The sequence below is a fragment of the Streptomyces rimosus subsp. rimosus genome, assembly GCF_000720725.1.
Taxonomy (GTDB): Bacteria; Actinomycetota; Actinomycetes; order Streptomycetales; family Streptomycetaceae; genus Streptomyces; species Streptomyces rimosus_A.
Map to the genome: position 1 here is coordinate 94,856 of NZ_JOCQ01000001.1, position 16,161 is coordinate 111,016.

The window sequence follows — 16,161 nt, forward strand, 5'->3', positions numbered from 1 at the left end:
GGTCCCAAGGTCCCGCGCCCGGGGACCAACGGCCTTCCGACACGCGGCACGCCGCCCGCCGAGGGCCCTTCGGCCCCCGGGTCGGGACCATCGCCGACCAGGGGAGACGGTGCGTGGGAGTGCAATGGAGGCGGGCGCAAGCACAGCGAATCGGAAGGTACGCACCATGACCGCCACACCTTGGGAAAAGACGACCGACGGCACGGCCTGGGAGGGGTTCGGCGGCGGTCTGTGGCGCGACGCCATCGATGTCCGCGACTTCGTCCAGCACAACCACGTCCCCTACGAGGGCGACTCCTCCTTCCTGACGGGCCCCACCGAACGCACCACCGCGGTGTGGCGGAAGCTGCTCGGCATGTTCCCCGACGAGCGGAACCGGGGCATTTACGACGTGGACACCCACACCCCGTCCCGCATCGACGCGTTCGCGCCCGGCTACATCGACGAGGAGCGAGACCTGATCGTCGGCCTCCAGACCGACGCCCCGCTCAAGCGCGCCATCATGCCCAACGGCGGCTGGCGGATGGTCGAGAGCGCCCTCGCCGCGTACGGGTACGAGCCCGACCCGGCGGTCAGGGAGATCTACACCCGGCTGCGCAAGACCCACAACGACGGCGTCTTCGACGCGTACACCCCCGAGATCCGCGCCTGCCGCTCCGCCGGCATCATCACCGGCCTGCCCGACGCCTACGGCCGCGGCCGCATCATCGGCGACTACCGCCGCGTCGCGCTCTACGGCGTCGACCGGCTCATCGAGGACAAGCAGGCCGCCAAGGCCGGGGCCGACGCGCAGTGGCCGACCGAGGACGTGATCCGCGAGCGCGAGGAGACCGCCGAGCAGATCAAGGCCCTGTGCGAACTGAAGGCCATGGCCGCCACGTACGGCCACGACATCTCCCGCCCCGCCGCCACCGGCCGCGAGGCCGTGCAGTGGCTCTACTTCGGCTATCTGGCCGCCGTGAAGGAGCAGAACGGCGCAGCCATGTCGATCGGCCGCATCGACGCCTTCCTCGACATCTACCTGCGGCGCGACATCGAGAGCGGCATCCTCGACGAACAACAGGCGCAGGAGCTGATCGACGACTTCGTCATCAAGCTGCGCATCGTACGGTTCCTGCGCACCCCCGAATACAACGAGCTGTATTCGGGCGACCCGACCTGGGTCACCTGGTCGCTGGCCGGGATCGGCGAGGACGGCCGCCCGCTCGTCTCCCGTACCACCTTCCGCGCCCTCCAGACGCTCTACAACCTGGGCCCCGCCCCCGAACCCAACCTGACCGTCTTCTGGTCGCCGGGCCTGCCGCGCGGCTTCAAGGAATTCGCCTCCCGGGTCGCCATCGACACCTCGGCCCTCCAGTTCGAGTCCGACGACCTGATGCGGCCGAAGTACGGCGACGACACGGCCATCGCCTGCTGCGTGTCGGCCATGGCGGTCGGCAAGCAGATGCAGTTCTTCGGCGCCCGCGTCAACGTCGCCAAGGCCCTGCTGTACGCCATCAACGGCGGCCGGGACGAGCTGACGGGCAAGACCGTCGTGGCGGGCTTCGAGCCGGTCGAGGGCGAATACCTGGACTACGCCACCGTCGCCGAGCGCTACGACGCGATGCTGGAATGGCTGGCCGAGACCTATGTGCACGCCCTCGACGTCATCCACTACATGCACGACAAGTACGCCTACGAACGCATCGAGATGGCCCTGCACGACCGCACCGTGCTGCGCACCATGGCCTGCGGAATCGCCGGACTGTCGGTCGCCGCGGACTCGCTGTCGGCGCTCAAGTACGCCCGGGTGCGGGCCATCCGGGACGAGACCGGGCTGGTCACGGGCTACGAGACCGAGGGCACCTACCCGGCGTACGGCAACAACGACGACCGGGCGGACCGGTTCGCCGAGGACATCGTCCACGCGTTCATGCAGAAGGTGCGCAAGCACCCCACCTACCGGGGCGCCGTGCACACCCAGTCCGTGCTGACCATCACCTCCAACGTCGTCTACGGCCGCAAGACCGGCGCCACCCCGGACGGCCGCCCGGCGGGCGCGCCCTTCGCGCCCGGCGCCAACCCGATGAACGGCCGCGACGAGCACGGCTACATCGCCGCCGCGCTGTCGGTCGCCAAGCTGCCGTACGACGACGCCGAGGACGGCATCTCGCTGACCAACACCATCACGCCGGACGCGCTCGGCCGCACCGGACGCGAGCGGATCGAGAACCTGACGGGCGTGCTGGACGGCTATGTGGCGGGCGGCGGCTTCCACATGAACGTCAACGTCCTGGACCGGGCGACCCTGGAGGACGCCATGCAGCACCCCGAGAAGCACCCGCAGCTGACGATCCGGGTGTCCGGGTACGCGGTGAACTTCGTACGGCTGACACGTGAGCAGCAGCTCGACGTCATCAACCGCACCTTCCACGGGGCCCTGTGACGCCCCCACCCCGGCTCACGGCGCCGGTGCCGGGCCCTCACCCCGGTACCGGCGCCGTGTCCTCCTCCTCGCCCGCACCCGGGCGACACCACCCCAGGAGAGCCTGACATGGCAGTTCCACTCGGGACCGAGATCCCCGTACGCACCCCGCCCCTCCCCGGCGTGACCGCCCAGGAGGCCGCCACCCCGGCCGCCGCGGTCCAGCACCGCCCGGTGGCCGGCTCGGTGCACTCCTGGGACCTGTCCACCGGCGTCGACGGGCCCGGCACCCGCTTCGTGACCTTCCTGGCCGGCTGCCCCCTGGCCTGCCTGTACTGCCACAACCCCGACACCTGGAAGATGCGCGACGGCAAGCGGGTCCTGGCCGACGCCATGGTGGCCGAGGCGGCGAAATACGAGGCGTTCATCCGGGCCGCGGGCGGCGGCGCCACCCTCAGCGGCGGCGAACCGCTCCTCCAGCCGGTCTTCGCGGGCGAACTCCTCCACCGCTTCAAGCACGAACTGGGCCTGCACACCGCCCTGGACACCTCCGGCTACCTCGGCGCCCGCGCCACCGATGCGCTGCTGCGGGACACCGACCTCGTCCTGCTGGACATCAAGTCCTGGCACCCCGGCCTCTACAAGCGACTCACCGGTCAACGGCTGCGCCCCACCCTGGACTTCGCGCGGCGGCTGGCCCGGCTGGACACGGAGGTGTGGGTGCGCTTCGTCCTCGTCCCGGGGCTGACCGACGATCCGGCCAACATCGAGGGGGTGGCGACGTTCGCCGCCTCGCTCGGCAACGTGACCCGTGTGGACGTGCTGCCCTTCCACAAACTCGGCGCCTCCAAATGGGACCGCCTCGGCATGGACTTCACGCTGCGGGACACACCGACGCCCACCGCTTCGGAGCTGGCGACGGCACGGGAGATCTTCGCGGGCGCAGGTCTCACGGCGGTCTGAGGGGGCGCTCCGTCAGCCGAACCGCACGCTGGAAAAGGACGTGCTGCGCGGCGCCTGCTTACCCGGAGCGAGCGGAATGGACCGCCCCTTGCACTTCTTGCGAGGGAAAAGGACGGCCGGCGTCTTCGTCGCGTTGCGGGGAGCTTGCGCGTGCTGTCCCATCGTCAGGCACCGGCCGTTCGGCGGGTTCTCGACGAGATACGACTGGCCTTTCGGCCCCAGCCAGATGAATGACCCCTTGGCGGCGAACGCTTCGCCCGTGGAAAGGGTCGTGGCGAAGGTGAGCCCCGCGAGAGCTACGACGACTGGACGGAAGACACGCATCGTTCATCCTCAATTCTGGAACGGCTGACCGACCGGATCGGCCTTTGCCGGGTCAACGACACTCAGCTTTGTCCGACACGCCTGGTACGCCCCATCGGATCACTCCGGCACCCGCACGATTCCCCGCCGGGGCGAGCCGGGCGCATGCGTCGAAGCGGGCGAGGACGAGGCGTGCCATGGAGGCTTGGGCACCGAGCGGGCGGGCGGTGCACAGACAGCCCGCGCGGTCGGCCTCCGCGGCGAGACGGTCGGAAAAACGGCCGGGGGCCATGAGGTACGGGAGAACCGCGATACGGGTGCGGCCCTCCGCGCGCAGGGCCTGTGCCGTACGGGCCAGGGAGCGGGCCTCTTCGGGCCCGGCGCACAGCAGAGTCGGCCGTACCGGAACGGGGGCCCTCCGCTGCGCGCGCAGGACCGTGCTCAGGTGCCGGGCAGCGGCGTAACAGCTGTCATTGCCACCGGGCCGGCGCGAGCCCGCGGCGGCCAGAATCACGGCGTCGGCCGGCAAGCCGGTGTGCGATTCGGCCTCCCGGAGACGGTGCACGAGCGCTTCGGTCAGCAGCGGGTGCGGTGCCAGTGTATGCGCGGCGCGGGCGGGGCCCAGCAATGCGGGCAGGTCCACGGTGAAATGAAAGCCCGTACCCAGCAGCAAGGGCACCACGATCGCCGGCGCCCCGTGCAGAGCCGCCACGGCCTCGTCGACCGTGGGCCGGTGAATGTCGAAGAACGCGGCTTCCACCCGCAGCGTGGGACGTAGCGCGCGCACCCGTGCCAGCAACCGCTGCGTTTCCGTTTGCGCCCGGGCCTCGCGACTGCCGTGCGCGGCGGCAATCAGTACAGGAGAAAGGGAGGCCATGCCGTCACGATAAGGGCGCATTCCCGCCGCGATAAGACGCCGCCGGTCCCGGCCCCACCGGGACGACCGGCCCTGATCAAAAGGCCGTTCGGCGCGGGGTACGGGCGCGGAGCGGGCATAGCCTGAAATCGCTGCGGCCCGGGAAGGCGCGGGCTTCGGGCGGCAGTCGGGGGAATTCGGAAAACGCGTCCCGGCGCCCAGCAGTTGGCAGGAGTGCTCTCATGGTGTCATCCACCGACCGGCCCACCCTTGTACTCGTCGGCCACGGCATGGTCGGCCAGCGGCTGCTGGAGGAACTGGCCGTACGGGGCGCGCTCGCCGGGCCGGACAGAGCGGACGGGCCGGGCGGGGCCGACGGCCGGGACGAGGCCGGGGGGCCGGACGGCCGGGAGCTCCCGTCCACGGGTGACGGCACGGGTGACGGCCTGCGCTGGCGCGTCGTGATCCTCGCCGAGGAGGAGCGGCGCGCCTACGACCGCGTACACCTGTCCTCCCTCTTCACCGGCACCACCCCGGAGGAACTGAACCTCGCCGACCCCGACTTCCTCGAACGCCACGACATCACCCTGCGCCTCGGCGACCCCGCCACCGCCATCGACACCGCCACCCGCACGGTGACCACACGCCGGGGCGCGGCCTGGCACTACGACGCGCTGGTGCTGGCCACCGGCTCGTACGCCTTCGTCCCACCGGTCCCCGGCCGGGACGCGCCCGGCTGCTTCGTCTACCGCACCGTCGAGGACGTCCGGGCCATCCGGGAAGCGGCGCGCGGCGCCCGTACCGCGGCCGTCGTCGGCGGCGGACTGCTGGGCCTGGAGGCGGTCGGGGCCCTGCGCTCGCTCGGCCTGGAGACGAGCGTGGTGGAGGCCGCGCCACGGCTGATGCCCGGCCAGGTGGACCGGGGCGGATCCGATGTCCTGGCCCACACCATCGAGGCGATGGGCGTCCAGGTGCACACCGATGCGGCGATCACCGAGGTGTGGACCGGCGCCGACGGCCGCGTGCGCGGCCTGTCGCTGTCGGACGGCGGCAGCGTCCAGGCCGACCTCATCGTCTTCTCCGTGGGCGTACGGCCCCGCGACGAACTCGCCAGGACCGCCGGCCTCGACGTCGCGGACCGCGGCGGCATCGTGATCGACGCGCAGTGCCGCACCTCCGTACCCGAGATCTACGCGCTCGGCGAGTGCGCCCGCGCCGCCGACGGCAACGTCTACGGCCTCGTCGCCCCCGGCTACCGGATGGCGGAAGTCCTGGCGGACACCCTCACCGGCGCGGAGAACCGCTTCACCGGCGCCGACACCTCCACCAAGCTCAAACTGCTGGGCGCGGACGTCGCCTCCTTCGGCGACCCCTTCGCCCCGGACGCCGGCGGCTCGGTCCTGTGGGCCGACTCCGGCTCCGGCGTCTACAAGAAGCTGGTGCTCGGCCCGGACGGCAAGCTGATGGGCGGCATCCTGGTCGGCGACGCCGACGCGTACGGCACCCTGCGGCCCCTCGTGGGAGCCCAGCTGCCCGGCCCGGCCGCCTCCTTCCTGCTGCCCGCCGACGAGTCGGGCCCGGTGGACACCACCGCGGTGCTGCCCGACGACGCGGTGATCTGCTCGTGCAACGGCGTCACGAAGAAGGCCCTGCGCGACGCGGTCCGCGGCGGCGCGCACGACCTGGCCGCCGTGAAGAAGTGCACCGGCGCCGGCACCCAGTGCGGAGGCTGCGTCGGCGCCGTAACGTCGATCATGGAAGCGCAACTGGCGGCCGAGGGGATCGAGACGGGGCCGGGCGGACTGTGCCCGGACTTCACACAGACCCGCCGCGAGCTGTACGAGATCGTCCGGGTGACCGGCATCGACAGCTTCACCCGCCTGGCGGGGGAGTACGGCGTACCCGGCCCGGACGGCAAGCCGCCGCACGGCTGCGCGGTCTGCCGCCCGACCGTCGCCTCGCTCCTCGCCACCCTGGGCCCCGAACTCGGCCTGCACCACATCCTCGACGGTGAACAGGCCGCCCTCCAGGACACCAACGACCTCTTCCTCGCCAACCTCCAGAAGGACGGCACCTACTCCGTGGTGCCCCGCCTGCCCGCCGGTGAGATCAGCCCGGACCACCTCATCGTGCTCGGCGAGGTCGCCCGCGAATTCGGCCTCTACACCAAACTCACCGGCGGCCAGCGCATCGACCTGTTCGGTGCCACCGTCGACCAGCTGCCGGACATCTGGCGCCGGCTGGTCGACGCCGGCCTCGAATCGGGCCACGCGTACGGCAAATCCCTGCGCACCGCGAAATCCTGCGCCGGTTCCCGCTGGTGCCGCTTCGGGCAGCGCGATTCCGTCGGCATGGCCGTGGAACTGGAACTGCGCTACCGCGGACTGCGGTCCCCGCACAAACTCAAGCTGGCCGCTTCGGGCTGCATCCGCGAATGCGCCGAGGCCCAGAGCAAGGACGTCGGCGTCATCGCCACGGCCAAGGGCTGGAATCTCTACGTGGGCGGCAACGGCGGCACCAAACCCCGCCACGCGGACCTGCTCGCCCAGGACCTGGGCGACGCGGAACTGATCCGCACCATCGACCGCTTCCTCATGTTCTACATCCGCACCGCGGAACGCCTGGAACGCACCGCGACCTGGCTGGAGCGCATCGACGGCGGAATCGACCACATCCGGGACGTGGTCCTGCACGACTCCCTCGGACTGGCCGGGGAACTCGAAACCCAGATGCAGCGCCACGTGGACGCCTACCGCGACGAATGGCAGGCCGTTCTCGAAGACCCGGCCAAACTCCGCCGCTTCACCAGCTCCTTCCCCGCCCCCACCGGCCCGGCCGCCCCCGGCCATGTCCAGGTCCGTACGCACGAGGGCGACTGGCGGTCGGTCTGCCTCCTCGACGAACTCGAACCCGGACGCGGCATCCCGGTCCGCGTCGGCGACGAACCGGACCCCGTCGCCCTCTTCCGCTCCCCGGACGGCGAACTCTTCGCCGTCTCCGACACCGACCCCGTCTCGCACGCGGGCATCATCTCGCGCGGTATCTACGGCGCGGTCGACGGCGCCCCGGTGGTGACCTCACCCATGTACAAGCAGCGCTTCGACCTGCGCACGGGCGCCTGCTTGGACGACGAGGGGCAGCGACTCGCCGTGCGAGCGGTCAGGGTGTTGTAGCCGGCCGGCCCGGCCAGGTGCCCGCCGCCGCAGTGACGCCCCGCCCGAGTCCGGTCGGACGGGGCGTCGTACCGCCCTGGGCGTCATGCCGCGCGGATCACCTGAAGAAGTTCCAGTTCCCCTCGATCGGCAGCGGGTAGCCGCTGTCGGTCCGGTCGCTGACCAGGTCGTACCGGACGTACTGGTCGTCCTTGAACAGGTACACCTTGTCCGTGTCGAGCACCGAGTTGACGGCCGCGTCGATACCCCGCTGGAAGTTCTCCGGCAGCCCGCGCCAGCCGCGCAGGATGGGCGTCGGCCCGCCGAGGAGCTTGTCGTTGGGAACGTCGTAGCGGATGTACAGGTCGTCCTTGAAGAACCAGCTGACGTTCGGGTCGCTCTGGTGGTTGACGGCCGCGTCGATGCCGAGCTGGAAGTCCGGCGGCAGCCCCTTCCACGCCTCCGCGATGCTGAGCGGGTAGCCCGGCTCCACCTTGTCGGAGTCCAGGTCGTAGCGGACGTACTGGCTGTCCTTGAAGAGGTACACGATCTGCGGCTGGTCCCGGCGGTTGAGCGCGGCGTCGATACGGCGCCCGAAGGTGTCCACCAGGCCGGGCCAGTTGCCCTCGATGAGCTTCGGGTAGCCGTCGAAGCCGTGGTCCTCCTTCATGTCGTAGCGCGCGTAGGAGTTGTCCTTGAGGACCCACGTGATGGGGTCGTTGCCCTTGGCCCTCACCACGGCGTCGATACGCCGGTAGAAGGATCCCGGTGAAGCGGTCTGCTCTGCCACGTTCCACACCCTCTCGCGGTCGATGGGTCTGGTTCACGCCTGCCGGCCGGCGGCTGTGCGAGCTCGCTCCGTCACATTGCCAGCCCACTACGGTCGTGTCACGCCACCATCACGCATCGGCTCATTCCTCACCACTCCGCCATTCGGATCGGGCCATGCCACACCCACCCAAACATCCCCCGTGGCCACGTGCTTCACCCGCGCGCCCCGGGGCCCCCGCGGACCGTCGTGGATCCGTAACAGCGCCCGACGGACGCAACCCGCGAAGTGATCCGTTCATCTGGATGGTTGGCGAGGGGCGGGGACGCCTTCGAGCGTCACTTCCTGCTCGGCCGTCACACCATGAGTGATTGACGACATGTTCGGTGGATGCGACATGGGGGAGCTCCACGGAAGGGGAAGTCCATGACCAGGACGATGAAGACCGGAACGACGAAGACCGGGACGCAGGCGCTGAGCCGGCGCCGCGTGGCCGTGACCGGCGCGCTGGGGCTGGCCACCGTGGCGCTGGCCGCCGTGCCCGCACACGCCAAGGGCAACGTGGACGTCACGGCGCCGGGCACGGCGGCGGTCGGCAAAGCCTTCACGGTCACCGCGCAGGGGGAGGACGACGCGACCAACTACAAGCGGGTATGTCTGGAAGACCGCAGCGGCGGCCGGGCCTGGCACCAGGTGGCTTGCGGCGCCACGGTCGGTCGGGGAACGGAGGCGCGGGTCGTGGCCCAGGCAAAGGGTACGCATCGCGGCACTCTGGAATTCCGTGCCGTGCTGTACGGGCTGAGCGGCCCGCAGGACAAGCATCCGACGCGGATGCGGAATTCGGACGTGGTGAAGGTGCAGGTTCGTTGACGAAGCCGTGAAGCCGTGAAGCCGTTAAGTCGGGCAGCCGTTAAGCCGGGCAGCGGTACGGCGGCCGTCGGCGCGGGACGGTGAGGCGGGGTGATGCGCCCCGTCCCACCGTCCCTCTTCCGTACGGTGAGGTACGTCGCCTGACGCGTCCGGTACGCCCCGCTGCCTGCGCCCACGACGTTTCGGCGGCGGCCGAAACAACCCGGGCCTACCGTCCAGCCATGACTTCACACACCTACGCCACCCACCTGCGCTGGGACGGTTCCACCGCCGCGGGCATCCGCTCCTACTCCCGCGACCACGTCGCCACCGCACCACCCGCGGCCGCGGAGGTGGCGTTGAGCGCGGACCCGGCGTTCCGGGGCACCCCTGAGCGGCTCAACCCCGAGCAGCTCCTCGTCATGGCCGCCTCGTCCTGCCAGATGCTGTCGTTCCTCGGCGCCGCCGCCCGCGCCGGCCTCGACGTACGGTCGTACGACGACGAAGCGACGAGCCATCTCGACCTGACGGCCGAGCCCGTCCGCCTCGGAACGATCGACCTGGCGGTCACCGTCAAGGTCGCTGCCGGGACCGACCAGGCCAAGGTCCAGGAGCTGGCGGAACAGGCCCACCGCGAGTGTTACATCGCCAACTCGCTGTCGGTTCCTGTCGAGGTGACCATCACGGTGGTGAGCGAATGACACGCAACCGGACCGGCTCGTTGCCGCTCACCGCCTGAGCTCACCGTCGTGCTTGCTGCCGTGCGCCTTCAATTCGGTGCCGTTCGGGCCGGTCTCGTAATGGGTCACCGTGCCGGGTCTTTGGTTTTCGCCGAACAGGTCCGCCCACGATGCGTAGGCGCCGATCGACTGGTTCACGAGGAGGCCGATCACGGCGAAGACCGACAGCTGGGTTGCCAGCAGGAGGCCGACGCGGCCGAGGACCGAGCGCCGGTCGCGCTTGGACAGGCGTGGCCACGACCAGACGGTGAGGACGAAGAGTGCTGCCGCGAACAGGACGGCCAGGAGCAGCACTTTTTTGCTGGTGAGCTCCATGCGGTGCTTTCTTTCGGGCGGTCGGTCATCGGGGCCGCGGGAAAACCTCGGTCACTGGAAAGCCATCGGTGTAATGGTTCGGTTACGGCGATTGGAACTCGTGTTTCTCCTCGGCCCGGATGAGAGGCGAATGATGTCTGACCGGCTAGATGGTGAGAGGCGCCGGTACGGTTTCGTGGCGTTCGTCACCCGGGCCGGGTGGCATTGTCAGGGCCGATTGCAGCTAAGAGGCGCTTTCACGCATATCCTCTAATGTCACCTGCCGACGCCGGTAAACCCTGGATCGGCCGCCTCGTGAGGAGCAGTGCGTGACGATGCCGACCGCCGGCTTGAGGAATCAGCCATGGGCCCTGGTCCGGAGGCTGCCGGCGACGACGCTGTACGTCGTACTGCTCGCCGCCACCGCCGTCTGGCTGGCCGCCCAGCCGCTGCACGAGCAGAAACGCTTCATCCGGCACAGCAGCAGCAATGTGCACCACCTGGAGGTCGGCAAGTGGTGGACCCTGTTGACCAGCGGTCTGGTGGTCGACGGGGTGCCCGTGCTGCTCGGTATCGGTGCGGTGGCCGCGGCGCTCGGGCGCGCCGAGTGGCGCTGGGGCAGTGCGCGCGGCCTGGGCGTCTTCCTCTTCGGGCACGTGGCGGCGACCTTGCTCACTCAGGGCGTCGTGTGGCTGATGCGGCTCGCGCACATACCGGGCGCGCTGGCCCGCATGCAGGACGTCGGCATCAGCTACGGCCTGGTGGCCACCGTCGCGTGCCTGCTGGCACTGGGCGGCAAGCACGCCCGGCGCTACGGTCTGCCGGCGCTCGCCGTGGTCCTGGCCGTCGCCTGGACGGTCAACCAGGAACTGGCCGATGCCGGGCACCTGGTCGCGCTGGGGCTCGGTGTCCTGGCCTCGCGCACCCGCTGGTTCCGGGCCGACGTACCGGAGTGAGGAGGACAGGCGGCTGACGGGGCGCCCGGCAGGCTTGCGCCGGAATCTCGCCACCCCCGAACGCCCCCGCGTCGCCATGCAGCCCTCCACCTGCATCAACGCGGTCTTCGCCCGGTTCCCCTGAGCGCCCCCACGCCCCCGCCGCCCTTCAAGCCGCCCAGCGCTTCCGCTGGCGGCGGGTGCGCAGTTTGCGGCGCTCCTCCTCGTCCGTGCCTCCCCAGATGCCGTAGTTCTGGCCCGTCTCCAGTGCCCATTCCAGGCACTCGGCGGCGACCGGGCATTGTCGGCATACCGCCTTGGCGTCCGCTTGTTGTTGGGCGGCGGGGCCTGTTACTCCTACGGGGAAGAAGAGTTCCGGGTCCTCGTCCAGGCACGCCGCTTGTTCCCACCACTCCATGTCTGCTTTCCCTCGCCGAGTCGCCAGGAGATTGTTGTCGGATTCCGCAGGCTCCGTGGCGGCGCGCATCGGGCCGTGTCCGCACGGTGAGGCGGCACACCGGCCGGCCCGGCGCCGCAGGGGCGGCGGGCTCGTGTGGTCGGCCGGTGTGGCGCTCTGTTGTCCGAGACCGCACGTGGAGCCTGGGTGTCCCGGGTTCCCTGGGGCGCGGGATTCAACCGCGTGATGCGGACGGGAATGCGCACACGGCCAGGGCGCGTTCGTGGAGGCTGCCGAGGACCAGGTGGCCGTCGTGCTCGTGGACGCTGGTGACCATGCGGTAGTCGGGACTGCGGCGGCGCAGGTCGTGGACGATACGGCCGCTGACGTCGATCGCCAGGACGCCGGTGAGGGGGCCCGGCCGCGGGCGGACGTGCCGGGCCACGCTTCCCACGGCCTGGCGCAGGGCCGGTTTCCCGCGGTGCAGGCGTTCCAGGCTCGTGGAGCGCGGTCCGGCCAGCGCCACCCAGAACAGGCCGCCGGATCCGCGCGACATGTTGTCGGGGTAGCCGGGGAGGTCGCCGGCGAGTACGTCGCGCTGTCCCGCCCGCGGCCCGGCGAGCCAGAGTCTGGTCAGCCGGCGGGAGCCGGTCTCCGCCACCGTCACGAAGGACTCGTCCGGCGCCAGCGCGACGCCGTTGGCGAACTGGAGCCTGTCCAGGAGGACTTCGGGCCTGCCGCCGGGACGCAGCCGGACCAGCTGTCCCGTGCCGGAATGCTCCAGGATGTCGCCCAGCCAGTCCTCCAGCGGGTAGCGGCGGCTGGAGACGCTGAAGTAGACCGTGCCGTCGGCTGCTGCCGTGACGTTGCTGCAGAAGCGCAGCGGAGCGCCGTCGACGGTGTCGGCGAGCGTCCGTACCGTGCCGTCGGACGGATCGACGCGCAGCAGGCCCCGGCGCGCGTCGCAGACCAGGACACCGCCGTCGGGCAGCGGTTCCAGCCCGAGCGGCCGGCCGCCCGTACGGGCGACGACCTCGGCCCGCGGCGCACCGGCCACCGCGCCCGCCGCGTGCTGCGGTCCCTTCGGGAAGGGGCCCAGCCGCAGCACCCTCCCGTCCTCCACCCCGGTCAGTACCCGTCCGACCGCGTCCACCACCACGTCCTCCGGGCCCCTCCCGTCCAGCGGCACGGTCCGCAGCGGCGGCATGGGCAGGGGCATCCGACTCGTCTCCTGTGTGTTGGCCATGTCCCCCTGACTACCCGGGTGCGAGGGCCCGTACCAGAGGTGGCGGCGGGCCGGACGGTCAGGGATTGGGCCGGTTGGCGACTTGCTGCGGGGCCGGGTGTCCGGGGGCGGTGGGCGGGAGTTCGTACGTACGGCGGCCCGAGACGGCCCACCAGGCGGTGGCCAGGGCCAGGACGAGGAGCAGGGCCACGGGGGCGTAGTTGAAGGTGGCGAGGGAGACGGGGGCGGACTGCGGGAGGCAGAAGAGGACGGTCACGAAGGCCACCCAGACGACGGCCACCCAGCCGACCGGGACGCCCCAGCGGCCCAGGTTCCACGGGCCGGGGCGGAAGCTGCGGCGGTGGCGCAGGCGCAGGTAGATGGGGATCGCGTAGGCCGGGGTGATGCCGATGACGTTGATGGAGGTCACGGCCGCGTACGCCGCCGGGGAATAGAGGGAGGGAAGGGCGAGGAGGAAGGCGACGGCGACGGACAGGAGGACGGCGCGGGTCGGGGTGCCGGTACGCGGGGACACGTGCCGCCACCGGGCGGAGCCGGGCAGCGCGCCGTCGCGCGAGAACGCGAACACCATCCGCGAGGTGGCCGCCACCTCCGCGTTGCCGCAGAACAGCTGCGCGACGATCACCACCAGCAGCAGCGCCTTCGCCCCGCTGACGCCCAGCGCGTCGAGGAAGATCTGCGCGGGCGGCACCCCGGTCGGGGTGTCGCGTACGCCCGCGTAGTCCTGGATGGCGAAGGTCAGCCCGGCCAGCAGGACGAAACCGGCGACCCAGGACCAGCGGATGGCGCGGACGATGCCGCGTGCCGCGTTCACCTGGGCCCCGGTGGTCTCCTCGCTCAGGTGCGCCGACGCGTCGTACCCGCTGAAGGTGTACTGGGCCAGCAGCAGGCCGATCAGCGCCACGTACAGCGGGCTGTGCCAGCCGGTTTCGTCGACGAACGTGGTGAACACGAAGGAGACCGAACGGTGGTGGGAGGGGACCAGCCACAGCGCTCCCACGATCAGGGCGACTCCGGCCAGGTGCCACCACACGGAGATCGAGTTGAGGATGCCGACCAGGCGTACCCCGAAGAGGTTGAGGGTCGCGTGCAGGGCGAGGACGCAGACGTAGATGACCATGAGGGAGCCGGGCGTGGGCTCGAAGCCCCACTGGAGGCCGGCGAACGCGCCCGCGAACAGGGCGCATCCGTAGTCGATGCCGGCGATCGCGCCGAGCAGGCCGAGGAGGTTCAGCCAGCCGGTGTACCAGCCCCAGCGCTTGCCGCCGAGCCGGTCGGCCATGAAGTACAGGGCGCCGGAGGTCGGGTAGGCGCTGGTGACCTCGGCCAGCCCGGCGCCGACGAACATGACCATGACGCCGACGCCGATCCAGCCCCACATCATGACCGCGGGCCCGCCCGTGGCCAGCCCGAACCCGTACAGCGTCAGGCAGCCGGACAGGACAGAGATCACGGAGAAGGAGCTGGCGAAGTTCGCGAAGGGGCCCATCCGCCGTTTCAGCACCGGGGTGTAGCCCAGCTTGCGCAGGAAGTCGTGATCGTCCGGGGCGGGGGAGCCGGACGGCGTCCGGCCGTCGCGGCGGAGTTGCCTTGTGCGCGTCACGGAAGCTGCCTCCAGTACGGGATGGACGAGCCGTTGGCGCAAGGAAAGGACCAAGGGGGCGCGGGTGTCGAGGATCTTCCGGCCGGATGTCCGGATATCTGGCCGGTCCGTCCTCATGGGTGGCCGGTCCTCGTCCGGTTGCGTCGGTACGTACGCCCGCCCCCGTTGCGTCGCTACGGGGGTGTATCGACGCAACGGGGGCGGGGCGAGGAGGAGGGGAGGCGGTGGTACGTACGGGTTCAGCAGTCGCAGCACCCGTCACAGCAACAGCCGTCACAGCAGCAGGAGTCGGGGCAGCAGTCGCAGCTGTCGCAGCAGTCCTGGCACCAGCCCTCGCGCTTCTTGCGTGACCACGCGCCTTCGTACTCCGACGCGCAGCAGACCTGGCACGTGCAGCACAGACCGATGGCGACCACACACCCGGCCAGGAAGCCGCGGGGCTTCTTCGGCGGCTGGGGAGTGAGGTTCGGCATACCGCCGCCTCCGGCCCCACCGCCTCCGGCCCCGCCCTCCCAGCCGCCGAAACCGCCGCCCGAGCCCCCGGACCCACCGGAACCCCCGGGCCCGCCCGGCCCGCCGCCGTATCCCGCACCCGAGCCACCGGGCGGCACCGGCCCGCCCGTCGCGTACGGGTTCTGCGGGCCGTTCAAGTGCTGCGGGCCGTGAGCGTACGGAGCGCCGGCCGGTGCCTGCCCGTAACCGGGTGCGGGCTGACCCGGCCCGTACCCGTTGCCGTACGGGCCGCCCTGCCGGTCCTCGTACGGCCCCGCCCCGTGCCCCTGATGCGCGCAGGCCGCCGTACCGAAGGCCCGGTCCACCGACCGCCGCAGCTCGTGCACCAGCAGGACGTGCACCAGCTTGGAGTCCGCGAACTCCACGTCGCGCAGCGCGAGGCGGATGCCGTGCAGCGCGTCGTCGCACAGCCGGCGGGCCTGCGCGAGGGAGGCGCCGGTGGCGGTGATCGGGTTCCAGGCGCCTTCGGCGGCGTCCGCCGCACGGTCCTCCACCGCGTCCAGCAGATGGGCCAGCCGCCCGAAGAGCCGGCCCGCCTCGGCCAGCGGTGTGGCGTTGCCGGGCCGGCCGGCGAGCACGGCGGTGTGCGCGAAGGCCGCCGCGGTCGCCGTCTCGGTCGGCTCGGTGATGACCGTCAACGCCGTGCCGGGGCCCGCCAGTTCCTCGATGCCCACCTGCCGGTCGACCGCGTCGACGAGGACGGACGTGTCGAAGCCGAGGGTGGCGCCGGTGCGCGCCCCGGCCCGGTCCCAGCCGGCGGCGACCTTGCGCGCGGCGGCGGCCACCGGGCGGCGGCGCAGCAGCCCGTTCCGGTCGGCGACATGGTCGCGGATCTTCGCCGAGGCGAGCACGAGCGAGACCGAGGCGGCCAGCCGCGCGCCCTCGCCCTTGGCCACCGAGGCGGTCCGCATGCCGCGCAGCGGGCAGGGCCCGGCGGTCCGGCGCCGGTCGGCCACCCGGCCGGTCTGGGCGTCGGTCAGGACGGACACGATCAGCCCGTCGTAATTGGTGACCACCCGGGCGAACTGCCCGTGGTCGGCGCGCAGGGCGAGACACAGCCCGCACAAATGGGCCATCCACTCCGCCTTGAGTCCCTGGGACAGGCGGTGGGTGCAGGGCCGGACAATTCCGAACACG

The 16,161-nt window shown here is 71.3% G+C and carries 13 protein-coding genes and 1 pseudogene; 6 read left to right on the forward strand and 8 right to left on the reverse strand.

Translation table 11 applies throughout. The annotated features are described in order from the left end of the window. The first annotated feature begins 166 nt into the window (after positions 1 to 166). The gene (gene pflB / locus IH45_RS0100410; protein WP_030659607.1) at positions 167 to 2,425 is read left to right on the forward strand and encodes a formate C-acetyltransferase; all 2,259 of its coding nucleotides are present in this window, start codon (positions 167 to 169) and stop codon (positions 2,423 to 2,425) included. Positions 2,426 to 2,533: 108 nt separating this feature from the next. Continuing rightward, complete coding sequence (pflA, locus tag IH45_RS0100415) at positions 2,534 to 3,367, forward strand: pyruvate formate-lyase-activating protein (protein ID WP_030659608.1); 834 nt, start codon at positions 2,534 to 2,536, stop codon at positions 3,365 to 3,367. Between the two features lie 12 nt (positions 3,368 to 3,379). Here pflA and IH45_RS0100420 read toward each other — a convergent pair whose 3' ends face one another. Beyond that, positions 3,380 to 3,691, reverse strand: coding sequence for a hypothetical protein (locus IH45_RS0100420; protein WP_030659610.1), 312 nt, complete (start codon positions 3,689 to 3,691; stop codon positions 3,380 to 3,382). 52 nt (positions 3,692 to 3,743) lie between these two features. Then, positions 3,744 to 4,547, reverse strand: a complete 804-nt coding sequence (locus IH45_RS0100425) for a sirohydrochlorin chelatase (protein ID WP_158812828.1) — start codon at positions 4,545 to 4,547, stop codon at positions 3,744 to 3,746. A 221-nt stretch (positions 4,548 to 4,768) separates the two neighbouring features. Between IH45_RS0100425 and nirB the strand changes: the two genes are divergently transcribed. Continuing rightward, on the forward strand, positions 4,769 to 7,699 hold the full coding sequence (nirB, locus tag IH45_RS1000000144910) for a nitrite reductase large subunit NirB (protein ID WP_030659615.1): 2,931 nt from the start codon (positions 4,769 to 4,771) through the stop codon (positions 7,697 to 7,699). A 97-nt stretch (positions 7,700 to 7,796) separates the two neighbouring features. Here the strand turns inward: nirB and IH45_RS0100435 are convergent, their stop codons facing one another. Next, complete coding sequence (locus IH45_RS0100435) at positions 7,797 to 8,468, reverse strand: hemopexin repeat-containing protein (RefSeq protein WP_030659616.1); 672 nt, start codon at positions 8,466 to 8,468, stop codon at positions 7,797 to 7,799. A gap of 405 nt (positions 8,469 to 8,873) precedes the next feature. Between IH45_RS0100435 and IH45_RS0100440 the strand changes: the two genes are divergently transcribed. After that, positions 8,874 to 9,317 (forward strand): hypothetical protein, encoded by a 444-nt coding sequence (locus tag IH45_RS0100440; RefSeq protein ID WP_030659619.1) that lies wholly within the window; start codon positions 8,874 to 8,876, stop codon positions 9,315 to 9,317. Positions 9,318 to 9,538: 221 nt separating this feature from the next. Beyond that, the gene (locus tag IH45_RS0100445) at positions 9,539 to 9,997 is read left to right on the forward strand and encodes an OsmC family protein (RefSeq protein WP_030659621.1); all 459 of its coding nucleotides are present in this window, start codon (positions 9,539 to 9,541) and stop codon (positions 9,995 to 9,997) included. A 51-nt stretch (positions 9,998 to 10,048) separates the two neighbouring features. Here the strand turns inward: IH45_RS0100445 and IH45_RS0100450 are convergent. Continuing rightward, a pseudogene (locus tag IH45_RS0100450) lies at positions 10,049 to 10,351 on the reverse strand (esterase); the annotation flags it as partial. 314 nt (positions 10,352 to 10,665) lie between these two features. Here IH45_RS0100450 and IH45_RS0100455 point away from each other — a divergent pair. Then, positions 10,666 to 11,286 carry a rhomboid-like protein gene (locus IH45_RS0100455; RefSeq protein WP_030659626.1) on the forward strand — a complete coding sequence of 207 codons (621 nt, stop codon included), beginning with the start codon at positions 10,666 to 10,668 and terminating at the stop codon, positions 11,284 to 11,286. A 148-nt stretch (positions 11,287 to 11,434) separates the two neighbouring features. Here IH45_RS0100455 and IH45_RS0100465 read toward each other — a convergent pair whose 3' ends face one another. The 4 genes from IH45_RS0100465 to IH45_RS0100480 form a co-directional block, all read right to left on the reverse strand. Further along, complete coding sequence (locus IH45_RS0100465; protein ID WP_030659628.1) at positions 11,435 to 11,683, reverse strand: WhiB family transcriptional regulator; 249 nt, start codon at positions 11,681 to 11,683, stop codon at positions 11,435 to 11,437. 214 nt (positions 11,684 to 11,897) lie between these two features. Further along, positions 11,898 to 12,881, reverse strand: a complete 984-nt coding sequence (locus tag IH45_RS0100470) for an SMP-30/gluconolactonase/LRE family protein (RefSeq protein WP_030659630.1) — start codon at positions 12,879 to 12,881, stop codon at positions 11,898 to 11,900. Positions 12,882 to 12,966: 85 nt separating this feature from the next. Beyond that, complete coding sequence (locus tag IH45_RS0100475) at positions 12,967 to 14,436, reverse strand: amino acid permease (protein ID WP_107058552.1); 1,470 nt, start codon at positions 14,434 to 14,436, stop codon at positions 12,967 to 12,969. A gap of 314 nt (positions 14,437 to 14,750) precedes the next feature. Next, positions 14,751 to 16,160 carry a DUF5685 family protein gene (locus tag IH45_RS0100480; protein WP_030659635.1) on the reverse strand — a complete coding sequence of 470 codons (1,410 nt, stop codon included), beginning with the start codon at positions 16,158 to 16,160 and terminating at the stop codon, positions 14,751 to 14,753. Between the last annotated feature and the right edge of the window lies 1 nt (position 16,161).